We start from the raw sequence: 18,196 nt of genomic DNA, 5'->3' as shown, positions 1-18,196 counted from the left end.
TCGTTCATAATTATATGCAAAATAAATCGAAATAGCAAGCCGTCCATGTTCTAATTTATGCTTGCACCCTTATCTTTCAATTGTTTTAGGCGCTGCTGGATTTCCCGAATCTCAGTTGCCTCGACTGCTCGCTCATTCCAATGCTCGGGCTGTGTCAGGCTGTCTTTTCCAGCAGTGCTCACAGGAGACAGCAACTCCGATAGTCGCATCTCCAATCGCAACCGCTCGTCATCGGATTCCCGGGTCTCCAGCGCCACCTCCCGAAGTTTGCTGGACTGCTCCCAATCTGACACACCTCCTTCAAACAAAGTTGCTGTGCCTCCAGCCTCCAGATCGCATAACCGATTCGCGAGTGACTTCGTCAGCATCCGATCATGGGATACAAGCACCAAAGCACCTGAAGCCTGTTTTAATACATTCTCCATGACTTCCTGGGTATCGATGTCCAGATAGTTCGTCGGTTCATCCAGTACCAGCAGATTCGCTCCGCCAAAGTACAGTCTCAGAAATGCCACTCTGCACTTTTCCCCCATGCTCAAATCCCCAATACGCTTGAACACATCATCTCTGGAAAACAGAAAACATCCCAGAATGGTCCGTGCCGCACTTTGTGTCATGGATGGAAGGGTAAGCAAGCTGTCCAGCAGGGTCAGATTCTCGGGAAGTCCCTCCAGTTCCTGTGAAAAGTAACCGATTCTCAGCTGTGGATGCCGTGTGACCTTGCCTTGCGAAGGTTCCAGCTCACCAATCATCAGCTTCAACAGTGTAGTTTTTCCTGTTCCATTGGGGCCTCTTACGGCAAGACGGTCTCCACGTTCAACAGTGATTCGAAGGTTGCGAAGCACTGGCTCATTACCCGTGTATGAAAAACTCACTTCTTCCAGCGCAAGAAGCTGGCGTGCAGCCAGTGGATTCATCTGTAATTCCATGTTCAACTTTGCAGCTTCACGAGGTTTATCCACCCGTTCCCGCTCCAAACGTTCCAGCTGTTTTTGTTTCGCATGGTATCGTGAAATATTTTTGTTGGCTTTGGCCTTGTAGAAGCTCTGGGTGATCTTCACCTCCACATCGGTTGCCGAATTATGCGCTTTATGGAACCATTCCTGATAATTCCGAATCGTTTCTTCCAGCGCCTTACGTTCCAATTCCTGCCTGCGGTAGATCGTTTCCTGTTCGCGTAATTCTCGCTCTTTGTGGAGCTTGTAGTCGGAATATCCGCCCTTGTATTTGGTCAATGCATCTGGACTGAACTCAATGACTCCTGTTGCTACCTGATCAATAAACGTACGATCGTGTGATACAAATAACAGCGTACCTTCATATGAGGATAACCACTCTTCAAGCCAGCGCATGCTTCCCTCATCCAGATGATTCGTCGGTTCATCCAGAATCAGGAATCTGGGTTTGCTGACAAGCAGTCCCGCCAAACGAGCCTTTGTTTTTTGTCCACCGCTCAAGGAATGATAGGATCTACTCCAATGCTCTGCAGATAATCCAAGGCGAGTCAGTACTTTCTCTACCTCAGTCTCCCACATATAACCGTTCAACTGTTCATATTGCTCCATCACTTGTGTATAAGCTGCAAGCAGCTCTTCATCCGCTTCAGTGCTGATGCTCAGACGTTGTTCCAGTTCTTCCAAGTTCCGTTTTACTTCATAGATCTGACCGCTCTCACGCCGGACCGCATCCAGTACATTCATCCCGGCCCCAATCTCCGAGCGCTGGCGCATGAACCCCCATTCCTGCTGAGGGATATGACGTTCAATCCGTCCACCACCATGCTCCTCACCCAAAATGATGCGTAACAACGTTGTCTTGCCGCATCCGTTGCGACCCAAAATAGCGAGTCGCTCGCCCTCATTAATCTCCAAATTCAATCCTGTAAACAATTCATTACCGTTCCACTCTTTTGATACTTCATGTAAGCGTACCAATGTCATCATGAGGCCTCATCCTTCCTGCATCCTTTTTGCTGAATAAAAAAAACCGCTGGCATCAGCCGGCGGTTTGGCAATTCAGGGTTGGATCAAGCATTCAAAGACAGATCTAAGGTAAGCTACGGCATGAACAAAGAAACCCCAAACACAGGGTACACGTAAACCTTCAAGGCTTACTTGTTCCATACCTTTTCCCATAGCTGAATTTGGACACACGAATCCCCTCATTGCTCAGCCGCTCTGGCTGACTGCGTCATAAAACCGTCTGCAGTTAACTGGGGTTCAATTCATGTGTTTTACTTCATGGGACGTATGGTTACCTCTCATTCATGTGTAGTATCAATTTCTCCGTTATTGTACCAGATCATTGTAAAAAAGCAAAGGTTATATAAATTAAACTAAAGAATACTTACTTACTCGCCACTCCGATGACAAAACAACCTTCTACTCGTTATTACGACGAGATTTCCTTTAGCGCAATAGAAAAAAGCCCCTGCATCGCAAGGACTCCGGTACTGCTTCGTTAAGCGGGTGATGGGAATCGAACCCACGCTATTAGCTTGGAAGGCTAAAGTTCTACCATTGAACTACACCCGCATGATTGAAGATTTATTGTTAAGTTCCTTAGGAATTTAACAGTGATTTTACAAATAATAATATACCATGATCCTCTATAGCATGCAAGTCATATTTCCCATTTTTTTCATTACGAATCCATCAAAAAAAGCAGGAGCACCCTCGCACCCCCGCTGTTCCCTAGCCTGTAGGCTTATCCACATCTCTCAAAAACTGCTTTTCAAATTCAGCGGCTTTAATCGGTTTGCTGAAGAAATAACCCTGAGCCTCGTGACAGTGTTGATTGCGAAGAAAGACCATCTGATCTTCGTTCTCCACGCCCTCAGCTGTGACTTTCAGTTGTAAATGATGTGCCATTGAAGTGATGGTAGATACGATCGCGGCGTTATTGCTGTCCTCCATGACTTCATTCACGAATGAACGGTCAATTTTGAGTCGATCAATCGGCAGATCCTTCAGATAGTGCAACGAGCTGTATCCCGTTCCAAAATCATCAATACTGATATGCACACCAATTTCTTTGATTTTGCGCAACTGTTCGAATGACCGGTCTTTGTCAAATGTCATGCTCTCTGTAATCTCCAGTTCAAGCCATACAGGCTCTAGTCCCGTCTCTTTGAGAATGCCATTGATATTGTCCAACAAATGGGAATGCCTGAATTGTCTCATCGACAGATTCACCGAAACACACAGTTTACGATAACCGGCTTCCTGCCACTGTTTGTTCTGTGCACACGCTTCACGAAGCACCCATTCGCCAAGTGGCACAATGAGCCCACTCTCTTCTGCCAGAGGAATAAATTCCGCCGGAGATACCGGGCCTCGCTGCGGATGCTGCCAACGCACCAAGGCTTCCATGCCAACGATTAGCCCACTTTGCAGATTAACCTGCGGCTGGTAAACCAGGTAGAACTGACCTCGATCCAACGCCTTGCGCAGATCATTCTCAAGCTGCAAACGCTCCTGTGCCTTCATCTGCATCGCATGGGCAAAACGATTCAGTTCCATTCCTTGTTCCTTAGCACTGTGCAAAGCCGTATCGGCATTCTGAATAATCTCCAGTGGTGACTCGCCATCATGTGGGAAAATGGCCATCCCGATTCCAAGTGTAAGATGATACTCATTGCCATCAACCAAGACCGGCTTCTCAAAAAGTTGCAATATGGATCTTGTCCGACGCAATGCTGTATCGGTTGAACTGAAATCTGTCATCGTTAATGCAAACTCATCTCTGCCCAATCCAAAGACTTCTTCTCCTGGAAGTGACAAATGTTTCAGTCGTTGGCCTACCTGACGCAAAACCCGGTTAGCTGCTTGCTGTCCGAGCGAATCATTAATGGTTTTGAACCGATTAATATTCAGGACCAGTACACCAACAAGCTGTTCCTCCACCACGGCATCATCCATCATCTTTTTCAACCGCTGTGAAAGGCGACGACGGTTTGGAAGTCCCGTTACATCATCATGATGAGCAATATAGTTCATCTTGGCTTCCGCGACCTGCTGTTGCAGGAAAGGCGTGTCCACTACGGACGTATACAGCCCTTTTTGAATGAAAAAATAGGCCATACAATTACTCAGCAATCCTAACAGCAAATTGAGATCGTTCACCCCAGTTGCTGAAACAAAATAACATTCACCAAAAAAGAAACACAGAATGCCACACAGAATGGTTGGTAGATCACCATCTTTGGTTTTTTTCCATTGTACAAACAAAAGAACTGCAATAATGCCATAGAGCAATCCAACCATAAAATGAACGCGGGTGAAGATTCCACCAAGCACATCTCCATCAAGCATACTTGGCAACATACTCCATTCCTGAATAGCCAGTATGTACAAAATAACAAAGGTACCCAATGTCCCACTGAACAGTAAGAATTTGCGTGGTAATGCAATTTCTTTCTCATTTAAGGTATACACGAGCAGTAAACCTACAGAACATACCAAAGATCCCATGGTTGACATCATTAAGGAGAAATCCGATTCCATCATGGCTCCATTTGGAATCTCTTCTGCAAATGAAACGATATGAACCAGTTCAAACAGACCAATCAATAAAAAAAGTGTGGTCAATACTGTCCTCCGAAGGGTTAGCTTCTGTGTCCGAAACAACCAGCTTTGATTATAGATGCCGATACAAGCTGCTGCCGCAGCAAATCCACCCAAGAGTGTCAAAACCGGGTAACCCGATATGGTCAGATCAGAGCTTGAAGAAGAACGAAACCATTGACTTGCGAGGAAACACAATAAGCCGCATACAGCGACCCAACTTATTTTTCTCTGATCTTGCAGATTAACCTTCATGCGTGTTTTCCTTCCCGGGATCACCTATCCTGAATTACATTAACCAAACTTAACAGCTTACTACACGATTCGACAAAAAAATATTAACCAACGTTCAATTCACATGCATACACATGCTATCTGGTACATAATAACATTTAATTTTGTATACGTGAACTAAAAAATAGTTACTCCTAGGAATATTTATTCATAAATATAGAGAAAAACAAGGCATTAAGAACTAAAAAAACATGGATCTCCAGTTAGAGTCCATGTTTTCCTATTTCGCAACTGTATTTCAGACTATATTACTTATCAAAATTCACTTCTGGTGTTGTTAATTTATCATAGAAATCAACAACCTTATCCTTGTCTTCCGATGAGCGAATCGCCATCGCTGAACGTGGATGCTCGTCCAACGCGCCTGTAATCATGTAAGGCAGAATGTAACCCCATTCTTCTTTTTCTCTCAGTGGAACCATCAACTGTTCCAATACACCAAGTACTGGACGCAGATTGTATTTTGTTCCTTTCAGATGAGCTACGAGCAATTCGGTTGGACAGTTTCCAGCAGCACGGCCCATACCATACACAGAAGCATCAAGCAGTTCGACGCCAAGTTCTGCCGCAACCAATGTGTTAGAAAACGCAAGTTGCATATTATTATGTGTGTGAACACCAAGACGTTTGTTAGGCAAGTGAGTCTTGAACTTCTCTACCAGATATTTCACATCATTATGGTCCAAGCTACCGTAGGAGTCTACAATGTAAACAACATCCACAGCGCTTTCTTTGATCAATTCAAATGCTTCCAGCAATTCATTCTCCATAACATTGGAGAGTGCCATAATATTAAGTGTAGTTTCATATCCACGATCATGGAATGTTTGAACCAGTGCAAGTGCCTTGTCCACATCTTTGCTGTAGCAGGCAACCCGGATCAGATCCAGCATGCTCTCACTACGAGGCAAGATATCATTTTCGTCCACACGTCCAACGTCAACCAGTGCAGACAGTTTGGTATTTCCTTTTTGAGGAATAACTTTACGCAGGAAATCATCGTTCAGGAAACGCCACGGTCCTGCTTCCTCGGCACCTTTAAGCAACTTCGGAGAGTTCTTATATCCAATTTCCATATAATCAACGCCAGCTTCATTCAATCCAGCATACAGCTGTTGAACAAAGTCCACGCTAAAGTCCCAATTATTCACCAATCCGCCATCACGGATCGTACAATCTACAATTTTGCAATGATTTGTCTTCATTAATGTCTGCTCCTTTTCTGACCAACTTGTGTATTCCTCTCATGATACTTGAACGTGACAAGAAAAGTAAAGGGATTCCGGACTTATTTACTTCGATAAGATCTCCAGATTCGGTCAATCTCAACCATATCGGAACGATCGGGAGCTTTCTCTCCATAACGAACGGCATTATACGTATCTGGCAGTCTCGCAGACAGCTCATCTTCTTCTACCTTCATACCATTCTGAATAATAGTCTGTGCAACCTCCAGCGGAGTGTGCGTCCCCTGTATTTCCACGCCTCGATGAGCGGCTCTTTCAATCCAAGTCCGATAGTAATACCGAACACGTTCAGCATCCTGTGCAGGTGGCGCTTCTTTCTTCCGAAACCAATTCTTTCGGACTTTTGCTGGCGCATCAAGTGTCTCACTGACATCGATATACTCCGTCCGTGGTTCTGCCTTCTTTTCACCTGGTTGTAACATCCCCTTGAATCGATCCATAAGTCTGTTTATCGTTTTTTGCCCCAACCTCAGAAGCAGCCACAGGATTGCTCCGGCTACAGCACACATCACTACCCACCCGAGGATGTTCCAGAAGACTGAGGGCTCGGATGGCGGCTCTCTCCAGTCATTCGGTATATTTAGCGGCTGATTGGGGTTGTCCATTGGTAATCGTGGCTCCTCGCCGGAAATCGGACCAAACCATCCCCTGATCCATGCGAGCAAGCTGTCACGCAGCGGCCCCAGCCAGGCAGCCAGACTTGGGAAAGCACCAATCGCAACGATAACAATAAACATCCACATGAACCGCTGATGATTCGCACGTGCAAAATCTCTTAATACCAATCTTCTCTTGTCATCATTGAGTATGGCCTGATCCAGTTGCAGCATATATCGTCCAACCAGCCAAAAGGCAAAGCTGATCACTCCCGCAATATAGATCCATACAGTGTAGGTTTGTATCGGCTGCATGAATTCCAACGAATTCGAAGCAATCATAAGCACGATTGCACTGATTACGCCCATAATCTGCAAGCGCCATAACAACACAGAATGAAAGACTGGCTGGAAGGTCAGACCTGCATAAGCCGAGATGACTCCACACAGTACCAATGTGATGATATCCGGCAACGGAAGAATAAGGCTCATCCCAACAACGAGTGCGAAGAGAAATCCTATGACGAGTGCCGCTAGTCCACGAATGAGTGTACTTTTCTCGCTAAAACCTGGAATTTTATGCTGAATGAACTGTCCCAACCAACCTACAAGAACAACCAGGATGAATAATGTGTACGGCAAATGTTCCATTGCGTAGAATGAAGCAAGCGTAAATATCGGAAAAAGGTATATGCCAGACATCAAGACGGCAAGCATCGCTATGAGTCCTGTGGTCGTCGCTACCGGTCTGTTCCTCATGCACTCACCGCCTTCGTATTACCCTTCACGTCCTCTACCGGGAGAATTGTTACACGATGTCCTTGTTCGTGCAGACGTGCAATCTCGTGCTCCATAGCGGCAGATACATAGGATGTAATCAGCAGATAGCTGCGGATTTGCTGTGCTTCTTCATTCAGACGTACTTCATCATTCAGGAATTGCTCCATGGGCACCATGCATTTCAACTCTGTCTCAGCCATAGCTTCCAGTAACCGTTCCAGATGGGGCGTGCCATGATCCGGCTCAATCCGAAGGGTATCGCGGCCTCCACCCACATGATAACCATTATGGGCAAAACCTGCTGGCAACCCTCTACCGATGGCATCCACTGCAGCCGTGGCAGCGTAACGAAGTGCCCGTTCAATCTTTTCCGGTCGAGTAACAACACTCCACATATCTGCAGATTCCTGAATGTTGACTACAATCCAGGATTGCGGATCAGCCGTCCATCCCTGCTTGTAGACTTGTAATTCACCTGTACGTGCACTCGCTTTCCAGTGAATACGATTCATGGGGTCGCCTGCACCATAAGGCCGAACACCCAGGATCAAGAAAGGATCTTCAACGATCCATCGTGATACTTCCACTTCTCCCTGCCATACCTGATAAATTGCAGGAAGATCCTCTGTATTCACTAATGAAGGATACACGATCATAGACATTTGCAAAGGAATCGGTTTGGTGGAACGCCACACACCAAAGAGATCCCCACCTGTCATCGTTGCTGTATTTAATGGATAAATCCCACGCTGAGTACATGTAAAAGGATGCTTGCGCGTAATACGAGTAAACGGTTTTAACGTAAAAATACTCTTATGGTTCTGATAGATTTCGCCTTGACTAATATCCATACCTGAACCGGAACGAAATACAAACGACACTGGCATCATCGATTCAAGTCTGAGCCAAGGTACGGAGACTCGTTTCTCATTTGATATCGTCTCCACCATCTCAAGTTCATCTCCAGCGTAACAACGCAGCTTGCTGAATTGTCTGCTGTACCTGAGTTTTCGCAGTGCAGGTCGTCCAAACCACACACCATGTATAACAACGACAATGCCTCCAACAAGGACAAGCCATAATAATGCCATAAGATTAACGCCCGCTTGTAGCGAGATTCTCCGTAGGCACTTCTGTCTGATTCAGAAGTTCCTGGATGATACGCTCCGCCAAGCCCTCTTGTTGTCTGATCCGGTTACGGAATACCAGTCGGTGCGCCAGCACAGGTTCCGCCAGTACTTTAATATCATCAGGCAACACAAAGTCTCTGCCATGCAGTGCAGCCCATGCCTGACTTGCCTTGAGTAATGCCTGAGCCCCTCGTGGACTTACGCCAAGCGAGAGCTCGGGATGTTGCCTTGTTGCTTCGGTTAACTGAATGATATATCGTAGCAAATCTTCGTTGATTTGCACTGTTTTATACGTATCCTGCGCCTTCAAAAGTTCTTCACGACTGATCACTGCCGAGAGATCATCAACAGAACGACTGGCTACCGTACGTCTCAAAATTTCTACACTCTCTTCACTGCTTGGATAACCCATGCGAATTTTCATCATAAAACGATCCATCTGCGCTTCAGGTAGCGGAAAAGTCCCCTGGTTATCTACAGGATTCTGGGTGGCGATAACGATGAATGGCCGTTCCAGCTGTCTCGTTGAACCATCGATACTGATCTGGCGCTCTTCCATACACTCCAGCAAACTTGATTGTGTACGCGGTGTAGCCCGGTTAATCTCATCGGCTAGTACAAGATTGGCAAACAAGGGGCCGGGTCGGAATTCAAAATCCCCTTCTTTTTGATTAAAAAAATGAATCCCTGTTAAGTCCGAGGGCAGCAAGTCCGGTGTAAACTGTATCCGTTGGAATGTGCAGTCCAATGAAGAGGCTACCGATTTGGCAAGCATCGTTTTTCCGGTACCCGGCACATCCTCCAGCAGCACATGTCCTGACGCTATGATCGCTGTCATTACCAGCTCTATCGTATGCTCTTTTCCCACAATCACTTTTCCCACGTGATCCATCAGTTGTTGATTCATTCGTTCCATTCCTTGGATTTCCATCTGCATCTCATCCTTCCGTTATGGAGCTTATGTATTCGCATTCATTACTAACTATAACCGTTATTGGCAACATAAAACAAAGGAGTTGGCAAATGGCCAACTCCTTAACTCCACGCTTTTCTCAATATACCAAGGGTAACATAATTATAAACCGCGTGCCTTCGCCCTTTTTGCTATCCACAGAGATGGTGCCTCCATGGTTCTTGATGATTCGGTAACTCACCGAAAGTCCAAGCCCCGTTCCGCTCTCCTTGGTCGTGAAGAATGGATCAAACAGACGTACAAGCGTGTTATGGTCCATTCCATGACCGTTATCCGCGATGGAGATCTGCACGAACTTGTTTTCCGTGGCGGTAGATATTCGAATTAGACCCGTATGTTCTTCGCCGACTTCCTCAATGGCATCCATTGCGTTTTTCACCATATTCAAAATAACCTGCTTAATCTGTTTGACATCAATGGATACATTCAACGGGGCATCCCCTTCATCCAGTACGATCTCGCATCCCTTCATCAAACCTTCGCTTTCGGTCAGCAAGACCACCTCTTTGAGCAAAGAGTCGACGGATATCACGGTCTTCTGTGGAGCTGACGGTTTGGAAGAATTCAAAAATTCGTAGATGATGTCATTCGCCCGATCAATCTCCGTCAGTATGATTCGAGCGTACTCGTCTTTGCCGAGCTGCAGCAAATGGGGCCTGAGCAGTTGGATGAACCCACGGATTGCAGTCAACGGATTACGAATTTCATGAGCAATAGATGCTGAAATTCGCCCCAGCATCGCAAGTTTGTCATTTTGATAAGCGGTCTGTTCAATTTGTTTATAATCAGATACATCTTTGACGCTGAACAAGAAGTCGCCATCCATCTGATCACCGTACGTCACAGTAACCAGCCAATGCCTTCCGTATTCATCAATCAATTCATGATAGCGCTTACGGTGAAAAATAGTTTCCCGATAGATACGTAAAATTTTCTTTTTCTTGAATCGGCTCATCTGTGGATGATGCAGCATTTGCATCAGGGTGCAGCCGCTCAACAGACTTCTTGGAAGTTCCAACAACTTTGCCATCTGAACGTTAATAAACGTCAATACACCGTGACTGTCAAACAACATAATACCGCTATCCAGATGTTCCAGTACATTCTCGTACTTGTTGTTATCCAGATGCACAGGCGGGAATCCATTCGTTGGTTGAGGCACTGTATCCTGAAATTCACTAATCATGTCAGGTTCCTCCTTTTCACGTAAATGATAAACTTGCCATTCGGACATCATATCATCACAGAAACAGGAAGGGCCGATTTTATTTTTCATTACCGGTGCCCTTTCGTTGGGGGGCTGAGCCGAAAATATGGATGGCATGGCCGGAACTCAAGCTGGTCTATTCCCGGTAACCAACAGTCGATCCGGAAAATCATATACGTTTGTCCCATTCTGACCTTCTCCTATTCCCAAACACGAACATTTTTTGCTCCGCCTCTTTTGCAAGTCTGTTTTTATCATAGACAAGTTTATAGAAGAGAGTCAATCGGAGAAAGTGTCGAATGGAAATTATTTTAAAAAAAACCTCGAATTAGTTCCAGAATACAGCACAAAAACGAAGCCGTTTCACCCAATAGGCAAATCAGCTTCGTTTTTAATATCTTTAATTGGTGATATATCCGAGATCATCTATAGTCCGGTCTTATTATGCTGAATTTTTAGTCTGCGCTGACTCATCACAGCTAATCGACGTTTAAGTTCGCTTTCCCACTTCTCGTCTTTGGTTTCCTTGGCGAGCCTGAGCAGGTCCAGAGCCATATCAATCTGGCGCTGTACAATGACCATGGCATCCTCGCTCTCACGGTTTACACAGTTTTCGAAAATGGCATCCTCATCTTCTGTAACATAATCTTGAAAGTCGATCTCGGATGCACCGTCTCCATGCGCATATTCAGCCAGAATTTCGTATTCGTTTTCCACTTTATAATGCACCTCGACCCGGTGACACACCGGGCAAAACAGCAGGGGAACATTATGAACCTGGGTGCGGTAATGCTTCAGCGTGCCCTTCGTTCCAACCATACTTGCCCCACAACAGTAACTCATTTTTGTTCACCCTCCTTATTACGTGCCGGGACTTTTTTGTTAAAATGCCATCCCGTACACTTACAGCACTTCCGAAAAGGAATAGTTCCATCAGTGTATCACATTCATGTACAGATTATAAATGCAGAGCACCGGAATATTTACCGGGTTTCCATACCCTATTCGCCTTAAAGGCCATCAATTCCTCTTTCAACAGATAAAAAGAAGACTTTCTTCTAATATATTATTAACACGCTTAGCTGCTTGTTCAAACACTTTTAATTACCTTCGTGATAACTTCGGCCAAAAGGGTGAAAAAAGCCCTCAATCCCTAACGGGATGAGGGCTTGAACAAAAACCGTTCAAGTTAATCTGGCTTACAGGTTAGTGTCGCCTGGTTTCCAGTTCATTGCACACAATCCGCCGGATTGCAGTGCTTGCAGTACGCGAAGTGTTTCTTCAACACTACGGCCTACATCGTTGTGGTTAACCACTTGATATTTCAATTCGCCTTCTGGATCGATGATGAACAGACCGCGCAATGCTACGCCTTCTTCTTCGATCAGAACGCCGTAATCTTTAGCCACTTGCTTCGTGATATCGGAAGCCAATGGGAAGTTCAATTGGCCCAGACCATTGCTGTCTACAGGTGTGTTGATCCATGCTTTGTGGCTGTGTACGGAGTCTACGCTCACGCCAAGGATTTCTGTATCCAAAGCTTTGAATTGCTCGGAAGCAACGCTCAAAGCTGTAATTTCAGTTGGGCACACAAATGTGAAGTCCAAAGGATAAAAGAAGAATACAAGCCATTTGCCACGATAATCGGACAGTTTAACGGAACCAAAGTCTTGTCCGTCTCCCGATACTGTTTCCATTGCGAAATCCGGTGCTGGTCTACCTACCAAACGTTCTGCCATAACTAAAAATTCCTCCTTTGGGATTATGTAAGCAACCTTGCGGATTGCTCATCATCAAGAAAAACGCGTACGCTTTTCCTGTAATTAAAATGATTTGAACCTTGATAACAAGTACAAGTAAAATGTTATCATCCGGACTTCCCAAAGTCAAGATTATAAACATTATTTTTTTATAATCATTATAAATAAGGATTTTTCGTGGCAAAAATAATAAAGGAACAGCCCTCTGTACATTCCATAACTGGAAACAAAGGGCTGCCTGTAGTTGGTAATATAATTACGCTTGTTTCTGAATAGCCGCCACGATCAAATCGCCCATTTCGGTCGTGCTGATCGCTGTGCTCTTGTCTACAGCAATATCACTTGTGCGGTGTCCTGCGTTCAATACATCCGACACAGCTGCTTCAATGGCATCCGCACCTTCTGCATAACCAAAGGTTGTGCGGAACATCAACGCCAAAGAGAGAATGGTTGCAATCGGATTAGCGAGGCCTTGACCTGCGATATCCGGTGCGGAACCATGTACCGGTTCATAGAGTCCGAAGCTGCCCTCTCCCAGTGAAGCAGATGCAAGCATACCGATGGAACCTGTCAGCATAGCTGCTTCATCACTCAAGATATCTCCAAACATGTTTTCCGTTACGATGACATCGAAGCTGGACGGACGACGCAGCAATTGCATTGCGCAGTTGTCTACCAGTACATGCTCCAGTTCAACATCCGGATAATCCGGTGCTACCCGGTTCACAACTTCACGCCAGAGACGGGAAGTTTCCAATACGTTGGCTTTGTCTACAGAAGCCAGCTTTTTGCGACGTCCTTGCGCAATTTCGAATGCCTGACGAACGATCCGCTCCACTTCTGTTACATTATATGCACATGTATCCACAGCCTCTTCGCCCTGTGCACTTTCACGTCTGAACTTCTCTCCGAAGTAGATCCCACCTGTCAATTCACGTACCACCATCAGATCTGTACCTTCCAGTATTTCAGGCTTCAGAGTTGAAGCATCCTTCAGGCAATCAAATACGACAGCCGGACGCAGATTGGAGAACAATCCAAGTGCTTTTCGAATACCCAGCAGGCCTGTTTCCGGGCGAAGCTCTTTGCTGTTGTTATCCCATTTAGGACCACCAACCGCTCCAAGCAGAACTGCATCTGCACTTTTACATACGCTCAGTGTTTCTTCAGGAAGAGGTGTACCCTTCTCATCAATCGCGATTCCACCAAACAGGGCATGCTCTGTCTCAAAACGATAACCGAATACTTCCTCCGTACGTTTAAGAACTTTCTCAGCCTCAGCTACGACTTCAGGGCCGATTCCGTCACCTGCAATAACTGCAATTTTTTTCACGTCTGCCATTGGGTTGTCCACTCCTTATATTTCATTCATTAATTATTCATAAAGTAACGTCTCATATTAACTCTCTCTTTTGTATCATATTCCAAGGTCATTTGACCAAGATATACAATCTATGACTTTAATAGATTTTACCTATAAGCCAATAGAGATTGGCCTTTCCAAGTTGTTCTGACCTCCCGGCTGGGTTAAAATATAGCTGAATTCAAATCAGGTACGCAGGAGGGATAAGCAACATGCAATATTCGTATTTGGGTAAATCAGGCCTCAAGGTCAGCAGAATCTGTCTCGGTACCATGAATTTTGGGCCTGCTACAGATGAAAAAGAAGCTTTTCGAATTATGGACGCAGCACTTGATGCAGGCGTGAACTTTTTTGATACCGCTAACATCTATGGCTGGGGTGAGAATTCCGGTCTTACCGAAGAAATTATCGGACGCTGGTTCAACCAGGGTGGTGGCAGACGTGAGAAAGTCGTTCTGGCCACCAAAGTCTATGGCTCCATGCATGATGATACAGATGGTCCCAACAACGAAGCTGGCCTCTCCGCCTACAAAATCAGACGGCATCTCGAGGGTTCCCTCCGCCGCTTACAGACCGATCATATTGAGCTGTACCAGATGCATCATGTAGACCCTGCCATATCATGGGACGAGCTGTGGGGTTCGTTCGAGAATGCCGTTCATCAGGGTAAAATCGGTTATGTAGGATCAAGTAACTTTGCTGCATGGCAGATTGCAATCGCTCAAAGCGAAGCCAAGAATCGTCATTTCCTCGGCCTGGTTTCCGAACAACATAAATATAGTCTCAACTGTCGTTTGCCTGAGTTGGAAGTACTGCCCGCTGCCAAAGAGCTGGGCCTCGGCGTCATTCCATGGAGTCCACTGGATGGTGGTTTACTGGGACGTAACGCTCTGCAGAAGGTGGAAGGAACACGCAGCGGGGGGATCGCTGGACGGATCGAGCAGCAGCAAACTCAGCTTGAAGACTTTGCCGCACTGTGTCGTGATCTCGGTGAACCACAGGATACGGTGGCTTTGGCATGGGTTGCAGCCAATCCTGCAGTGACCGCCCCGATTATCGGACCACGTACGCTGGAGCAGTTTGAGACCGCACTCAAATGTCTGGACGTGACATTGGATGAAGCTGTGCTCAAACGTCTGGATGAGATTTTCCCAGGTCCAGGTGGACATGCACCTAATGCATACGCGTGGTAATAGCTTGATAGCGTAAGTCAATGTAATGATAACCGTAAAATATTCACTGTGTTTCACTGCCATAATTATATAAATACAAGCAAAAGAGTCTGACCCTCCACAGGAGAGTCAGACTCTTTACGTACCTCACTAAACGTAACAAAGCAAGCCGAGACGATCTTCTATATCCATTAAATTAAAGATTGATCATTCTAGCAGCATACATGTATCTCGGCTTATAGTTCAGTTCAATGAAGGGTGCGTGCTTCTTGCATCGGAGCCTACAGGTTAACGTTTACACGGTTCGTATATGTCTTGCGCTTCTCAATCAATTGATTCAGGCCGTCTACATAGGCACGTGCACTTGCACCCAATATATCTGTGCTTACGCCGCGTCCTTGTACCGAAACCTGATTCTGAGTCAGCACAACATGTACTTCACCCAATGCATCCTTACCATGCGTTACCGATTTGATGGAGTAGTCAGACAACGTTACGTCTTCCCCACTCACTTGGTCAATCGCATTGTAGATTGCATCTACCGATCCATTACCCTCTGCTTGCTTCTCAAGCGTATCCCCGTCAAGCGTTGCAATGCGGACTTTGGCCGTTGGTACCGATTCATCTCCGTACGTTACGAAGATGGATTCCAGTTTATACACCTCAGGTGCATCCTGCAATTTCTCTTCGATTACGGCAAGCAGATCTTCGTCAGTCACTTCTTTTTTCTTATCAGCCAGATCTTTGAACTGGGCGAAAGCCCGATTCAATGCTTCTTCTTCCAGCTCATATCCCAGATCAATCAACCGCTCACGGAAGGCATGCCGACCAGAATGTTTACCCAGTACAAGCTTGCTTTCCTTCAGACCGATGGACTCTGGAGTCATAATCTCATACGTTGTTTTTTCCTTCAGCATGCCGTCCTGGTGAATGCCGGATTCATGTGCGAAGGCATTTGCCCCAACAATGGCTTTGTTTCCAGGCACAACCATACCTGTCAAACGACTAACCAAACGACTGGTCCGTGCAATTTCAGACAGCTGCAGCGATGTTTTTGCCTGGAAAAATTCCTGACGTGTCTCCAGTGCCATAGCAATTTCCTCGATCGCCGTGTTCCCCGCACGTTCACCGATGCCATTGATCGTACCTTCGATCTGATCGGCTCCATTGAGAATGGCTGCAAGTGTATTGGCCGTCGCCATACCCAAGTCATTATGGCAGTGGGCACTCAGCTGTACCTTTTCAATACCGTGTACATTCTCCTTGAGATGTTTGAAAATGTTTCCGTATTCATATGGGCTCAGGTAACCAACCGTATCCGGAATATTCACGACGGCTGCACCTTCTTCAACAGCCATATTCACCATTTCCACGAGGAAATCATACTCGGTACGACCTGCATCCTCAAGGGAGAATTCAATCTTCGAGAATGTTTTCTTGGCATAACGAATTGCGGAACGAGCTGTATCCAGTACCTGCGCTTTGTCCATGCGCAATTTATGTTGGCGGTGAATAGGCGAAGTTGCCAGGAAAACGTGAATGCACGGGTCCTGCGCACCTTTAAGTGCTTCCTTAACCGCATCAATGTCTTGCTCTCTGGAACGGGACAAGCCAATTACAGTCACATTTTTGACCGCATTTGCTACTGCATTGACAGCTGCCAGGTCACCTGGAGATGCCGCCGGGAAACCCGCTTCCATCCGGTCAATGCCAAGCCGCTCGAGCTGATGGGCAATTTCCACCTTTTCACGAGTGTTCAGATTGACTCCCGGGGATTGCTCTCCATCACGCAGCGTTGTGTCAAATACATAGATTTTACGCACGCTTCGCACCTCCTGTACTTGTTATTATATGTTTCTCTGAACCAGCAATAGCGGCTCACGCATAAGCACGGCCGCTATTCCCAGTTAAAGCTCTAAGTTTACTTGAATACCTTAAAGTGCATGTTCTAGAAGTTAATGCTTACTTCTTGATCCAGTGCATCATCTCACGCAATTGTCCGCCAACCACTTCGATTGGGTGTTCAGCTTCGTTACGACGAGTTGCTGTCAGGAATGCACGTCCGGATTGGTTTTCCAGAATGAAGTCGCGTGCGAATTTACCTTGTTGGATATCCGTCAGCACTTCTTTCATTGCTTTCTTCGTATCTTCAGTTACAACGCGAGGTCCAGTTACATAGTCACCGTATTCAGCTGTGTTACTAATGGAATCACGCATGCTTGAAAGTCCGCCTTCATACATCATGTCAACGATCAGCTTCAGCTCGTGCAGACATTCGAAGTATGCCATTTCAGGAGCGTAACCCGCTTCTGTCAATGTTTCGAATCCAGCTTTTACCAATGCACTCACGCCACCACACAGAACAGCTTGCTCACCGAACAGATCTGTTTCTGTTTCTTCACGGAAGGAAGTTTCGATAACCCCTGCGCGTGTACAACCGATACCTTTAGCATAAGCCAAACCGATTTCTTTAGCTTTACCTGTTGCATCTTGCTCAATCGCGATCAGGCCTGGTACACCAAAACCTTCCACATAAGTACGACGTACCATGTGACCTGGGGACTTAGGAGCTACCAGCAATACATCGCTGTTTTTTGGAGCAACGATTTGACCGAAATGAACGTTGAAACCGTGTGAGAAGAGCAATGCAGCGCCTTCTTTCAGGTTTGGTTCGATTTCGTTTTTGTATACAGAAGCTTGAGTTTCGTCTGGCAGCAAGATTTGAACTACATCTGCGCGGCTTGTTGCTTCAGCCGGGGACAGAACTTCAAATCCGTCATTTTTTGCAGTGTCGAAGGATTTACCTTCACGAAGTCCGATGACTACATTCAATCCGCTATCACGAAGGTTTTGAGCTTGGGCGTGGCCCTGGCTACCATAACCGATTACCGCGATCGTTTTTCCTTTCAATACGTTAAGCTCTGCATCCTGTTCATAATAAGTAGTTACTGGCATGTTTATAAGTCCTCCTTTGTATTGTAAAGAACCCTTCATTAATGAGCGGGTGTCTCAAGGGACCGACTCGCTTGGAGTGTCAAAAGCATCTCTGGTCTGATCCGATCCGTTCAGACACCCGCCCATTAATGCGGGAATGTAGCTATATTTTCAA

13 protein-coding genes and 1 tRNA gene are annotated in these 18,196 nt (G+C 45.9%); 1 reads left to right on the top strand and 13 read right to left on the bottom strand.

What is annotated here, in order from left to right; translation table 11 throughout:
- Nucleotides 1-50 precede the first annotated feature (50 nt).
- The 11 genes from abc-f to leuB form a co-directional block, all read right to left on the bottom strand.
- On the bottom strand, nucleotides 51-1,943 hold the full coding sequence (gene abc-f, locus ACETMN_RS09055; RefSeq protein ID WP_091014753.1) for a ribosomal protection-like ABC-F family protein: 1,893 nt from the start codon (nucleotides 1,941-1,943) through the stop codon (nucleotides 51-53).
- 520 nt (nucleotides 1,944-2,463) lie between these two features.
- Nucleotides 2,464-2,534, bottom strand: a tRNA-Gly gene (locus tag ACETMN_RS09050).
- A gap of 159 nt (nucleotides 2,535-2,693) precedes the next feature.
- Nucleotides 2,694-4,820 (bottom strand): EAL domain-containing protein, encoded by a 2,127-nt coding sequence (locus tag ACETMN_RS09045; RefSeq protein ID WP_091014835.1) that lies wholly within the window; start codon nucleotides 4,818-4,820, stop codon nucleotides 2,694-2,696.
- A 287-nt stretch (nucleotides 4,821-5,107) separates the two neighbouring features.
- Entirely contained in the window at nucleotides 5,108-6,064 is a 957-nt protein-coding gene (locus ACETMN_RS09040; RefSeq protein ID WP_047842252.1) for an aldolase catalytic domain-containing protein, read from the bottom strand.
- Between the two features lie 83 nt (nucleotides 6,065-6,147).
- On the bottom strand, nucleotides 6,148-7,461 hold the full coding sequence (locus tag ACETMN_RS09035) for a DUF4129 domain-containing protein (protein WP_091014836.1): 1,314 nt from the start codon (nucleotides 7,459-7,461) through the stop codon (nucleotides 6,148-6,150).
- A complete protein-coding gene (locus ACETMN_RS09030; RefSeq protein WP_091014838.1) occupies nucleotides 7,458-8,573 on the bottom strand; it encodes a DUF58 domain-containing protein in 1,116 nt (371 codons plus the stop codon). The genes ACETMN_RS09035 and ACETMN_RS09030 overlap by 4 nt, the downstream gene beginning before the upstream one ends.
- A 4-nt stretch (nucleotides 8,574-8,577) precedes the next feature.
- On the bottom strand, nucleotides 8,578-9,543 hold the full coding sequence (locus ACETMN_RS09025; RefSeq protein ID WP_017689647.1) for an AAA family ATPase: 966 nt from the start codon (nucleotides 9,541-9,543) through the stop codon (nucleotides 8,578-8,580).
- 121 nt (nucleotides 9,544-9,664) lie between these two features.
- On the bottom strand, nucleotides 9,665-10,771 hold the full coding sequence (locus tag ACETMN_RS09020; RefSeq protein WP_091014840.1) for a PAS domain-containing sensor histidine kinase: 1,107 nt from the start codon (nucleotides 10,769-10,771) through the stop codon (nucleotides 9,665-9,667).
- 447 nt (nucleotides 10,772-11,218) lie between these two features.
- Nucleotides 11,219-11,635 (bottom strand): hypothetical protein, encoded by a 417-nt coding sequence (locus ACETMN_RS09015; protein WP_017689649.1) that lies wholly within the window; start codon nucleotides 11,633-11,635, stop codon nucleotides 11,219-11,221.
- 356 nt (nucleotides 11,636-11,991) lie between these two features.
- Nucleotides 11,992-12,531, bottom strand: a complete 540-nt coding sequence (locus ACETMN_RS09010; protein WP_036610146.1) for a peroxiredoxin — start codon at nucleotides 12,529-12,531, stop codon at nucleotides 11,992-11,994.
- A gap of 277 nt (nucleotides 12,532-12,808) precedes the next feature.
- On the bottom strand, nucleotides 12,809-13,894 hold the full coding sequence (gene leuB, locus ACETMN_RS09005) for a 3-isopropylmalate dehydrogenase (RefSeq protein ID WP_091014842.1): 1,086 nt from the start codon (nucleotides 13,892-13,894) through the stop codon (nucleotides 12,809-12,811).
- 233 nt (nucleotides 13,895-14,127) lie between these two features.
- Between leuB and ACETMN_RS09000 the strand changes: the two genes are divergently transcribed.
- Nucleotides 14,128-15,108 (top strand): aldo/keto reductase, encoded by a 981-nt coding sequence (locus tag ACETMN_RS09000; protein WP_091014844.1) that lies wholly within the window; start codon nucleotides 14,128-14,130, stop codon nucleotides 15,106-15,108.
- Between the two features lie 260 nt (nucleotides 15,109-15,368).
- On the opposite strand, the gene ACETMN_RS08995 is transcribed toward ACETMN_RS09000, so the two are convergent.
- Both ACETMN_RS08995 and ilvC read right to left on the bottom strand, forming a co-directional pair.
- Nucleotides 15,369-16,910 (bottom strand): 2-isopropylmalate synthase, encoded by a 1,542-nt coding sequence (locus tag ACETMN_RS08995; protein WP_017689653.1) that lies wholly within the window; start codon nucleotides 16,908-16,910, stop codon nucleotides 15,369-15,371.
- Between the two features lie 139 nt (nucleotides 16,911-17,049).
- Nucleotides 17,050-18,042, bottom strand: a complete 993-nt coding sequence (gene ilvC / locus ACETMN_RS08990; RefSeq protein ID WP_036669754.1) for a ketol-acid reductoisomerase — start codon at nucleotides 18,040-18,042, stop codon at nucleotides 17,050-17,052.
- Between the last annotated feature and the right edge of the window lie 154 nt (nucleotides 18,043-18,196).

Origin of the sequence: Paenibacillus sp. M2, assembly GCF_046713495.1 — a bacterium.
Classification (GTDB): Bacteria; Bacillota; Bacilli; order Paenibacillales; family Paenibacillaceae; genus Paenibacillus; species Paenibacillus amylolyticus_B.
This window is presented reverse-complemented; position numbering and strand designations above follow the sequence as displayed.

Coding starts and splice junctions, on each gene's coding strand:
- ACETMN_RS09020 (WP_091014840.1), bottom strand. CDS start 10,771: ATGATTAGTGAATTTCAGGATACAGTGCCTCAACCAACGAATGGATTC.
- ACETMN_RS09010 (WP_036610146.1), bottom strand. CDS start 12,531: ATGGCAGAACGTTTGGTAGGTAGACCAGCACCGGATTTCGCAATGGAA.
- ACETMN_RS09035 (WP_091014836.1), bottom strand. CDS start 7,461: ATGAGGAACAGACCGGTAGCGACGACCACAGGACTCATAGCGATGCTT.
- abc-f (WP_091014753.1), bottom strand. CDS start 1,943: ATGATGACATTGGTACGCTTACATGAAGTATCAAAAGAGTGGAACGGT.
- leuB (WP_091014842.1), bottom strand. CDS start 13,894: ATGGCAGACGTGAAAAAAATTGCAGTTATTGCAGGTGACGGAATCGGC.
- ACETMN_RS09015 (WP_017689649.1), bottom strand. CDS start 11,635: ATGAGTTACTGTTGTGGGGCAAGTATGGTTGGAACGAAGGGCACGCTG.
- ACETMN_RS09025 (WP_017689647.1), bottom strand. CDS start 9,543: ATGGAAATCCAAGGAATGGAACGAATGAATCAACAACTGATGGATCAC.
- ACETMN_RS09030 (WP_091014838.1), bottom strand. CDS start 8,573: ATGGCATTATTATGGCTTGTCCTTGTTGGAGGCATTGTCGTTGTTATA.
- ACETMN_RS09040 (WP_047842252.1), bottom strand. CDS start 6,064: ATGAAGACAAATCATTGCAAAATTGTAGATTGTACGATCCGTGATGGC.
- ilvC (WP_036669754.1), bottom strand. CDS start 18,042: ATGCCAGTAACTACTTATTATGAACAGGATGCAGAGCTTAACGTATTG.
- ACETMN_RS09045 (WP_091014835.1), bottom strand. CDS start 4,820: ATGAAGGTTAATCTGCAAGATCAGAGAAAAATAAGTTGGGTCGCTGTA.
- ACETMN_RS09000 (WP_091014844.1), top strand. CDS start 14,128: ATGCAATATTCGTATTTGGGTAAATCAGGCCTCAAGGTCAGCAGAATC.